1 protein-coding gene is annotated in these 2,072 nt (G+C 59.7%); it reads right to left on the reverse strand.

The annotated features are described in order from the left end of the window. Nucleotides 1–92 precede the first annotated feature (92 nt). Nucleotides 93–2,072, reverse strand: a 1,980-nt coding sequence (locus tag LKE08_RS19470) for a CHAT domain-containing protein (RefSeq protein WP_324705915.1), incomplete at its 5' end; no start/stop codon positions are given.

The following is a 2,072-nucleotide window of genomic DNA, read 5'->3' on the forward strand; positions in this document are numbered from 1 at the left end:
TATCTGTATCGCTTTGCAATCCTCTTTAGAGGATTTGTGCTGTGAGCTTGGGAATTGATTCCCAAGCGGTTTTGTCGCTCAAATTATAACCCCTATAAGCCGATCGCAACAAAAGCTGACCAATATTTCGGATCGTCGAAGGGGGGATCTTTATCGTAATCCAACAGTTTGAAAGCGCATTCGTCTAGGTCATTTTCCGATAACTTCCAATCCCCTTTGAACCAGTTCAATAAATCCGCTTTGGTCTGCCGCCGCATCCAGGTTTGAGCCGCTTTTAACGCTTCGGCGATGCTTTTGTCCGGGTTAAATTCTTGGTAGAAGCGGATGGCTAAAAGGGCCGTGGCGAAGTCGTCCACGCACCACAAACTGCTCACCACCGAGAGGGCGCCGGCGTAGAAAAAGCCGCTGGCCAATCCGATATATTCGTCGGTGAAGAGACTGCCAATGAGCCCGGTTTCGCAGGCGGACAGCATCACCAACAGGCAGGCGGGGAGCTCCAGGTTCGCGTAGATTTCCCGGAGGGTGAGGCCCTGGTGTTCCGTGTCGAAGCGGCGACCGTCCCGGAGGGTGAGGGTGCGGCGGCCGTCGGGGTCGGGGGGTGCATCCCCCGCCAAAATGAGGGCGGAGTTGAGGGGATTTTCGCCGTCAAACCCGCCGTGGCAGGAAAAATGAACGAAAAGACTCCGGCTCAGTTGGTCGAGGGTGGCGGGGGAATTTAGGGCGACCTTGTTGGCGTCACGGTGTTTGAGGATGTGGGTGTCGGGGTCGAAGCGACGGCGGATGAATTCCACTTCCACATCGGTGTAGGGGAGGTCTTGGGTGGGGTTTTGGATGGCGAAGAATGGGCCGGCGGCGGCGGGGCGGCGGCGGGTGTGGATGTAGTCGAGAATCTGGCAACTGGGGGCGAACCGCACGCCTTCGGAAAAATAATCGATTAAGTGCGTCCGGTTTGTAGTGGGCTCTTCAGAGCGCTCTAAAGAGTGCTCTACGAGCGAGTTTGTAGTGGGCTCTTCAGAGCGCACTACGGGTAAGGCGTGGAGGGGGAACAGGTGCAGGTACAGATGGGGGACGAGGATGAGGGTGGTGCACGCGGCGCAGGTGTCGAGGAGCTCGGGGAGGTCCAGGAGTCCGGCGAGCTCGGCGAGGCGGGGGGCGAGGTGGTCGTCCCAGGTGTCTTGGCGGTAGTCGGAGAAGTAGGTTTCGTTGAACTCGTCGAGGGCCCGGCGCCGCTCGGGGGTGTAGGTGTGGGGGCGGATGTGGGGGCGGTTGTCGCGGAGGGTGACGGTGAAGGCCCAGGCGCCGAGGTCGGGATCTCGGGGCAGATACCATTGGATGAGGGCGGTTTCCGGCGTCAGGAGTCGGGTGAAGTCGGGGAGTTGGGGGCGGACGTCCCGGATGGCCTCGAACTCGGAATCGTCGATTTCGGCGAGGAGGGTTTCCCGCTGTTGGATGAGACTTTGCAGTTGGGTGGGGTGTGGGGTGTGCTCGGTGGGGTGTGGGGTCGTTCTGCTTCCCGTCTCCCCATCTGCCTGTTCTCCATTTCCCTCTCTGCTTGTCTCTCCGTCGCCGAAGGACTGTTGCAGGGCGGCGATTTCTCGGTTGAGTTGGCGGTAGCGTTGCTGTTGTTCGGGGGTGGCGTTTTTGGGTACGAGGTCCGCGCCGCTGAGGAGTTCGAGGAGGGTGCGGGATTTGCTGCGCTCGACGGTGAGGAGGGCTCGGTCGTAGCGTTCCAGGTGGATGCAGGCCTGCACCATTTTACCGTAGAGGGGCAGGGCGTCTTCGATGAGTTGGCGTTTGGTGTCGGGGGAGGTGGCCCAGTTGCGGCTTTGTTCGACGGCGCGGATGGCGTTGTCGTAGCCGAAGATGGCGGTTTCCCAGTTTTGTTCCTCAAATCCCAAGTCGCCGAGGTTGCGTCCGGTTTGCAAGCAGTCCAGGGGTAAAGTTTCGGGGGTTCTGACTAGCAAGGAGTCTCGGTAGCAGGCGATCGCATCTTCAATGTTCTGTGCCCGCTCTCCCCGGATGCGGTTACGGTAGGCATTCCCCAGATTATTTTGGGTCATCGCCCAGTCTTC

Source organism: Lyngbya sp. CCY1209, from assembly GCF_035615495.1.
Taxonomy (GTDB): Bacteria; Cyanobacteriota; Cyanobacteriia; order Cyanobacteriales; family Microcoleaceae; genus Limnospira.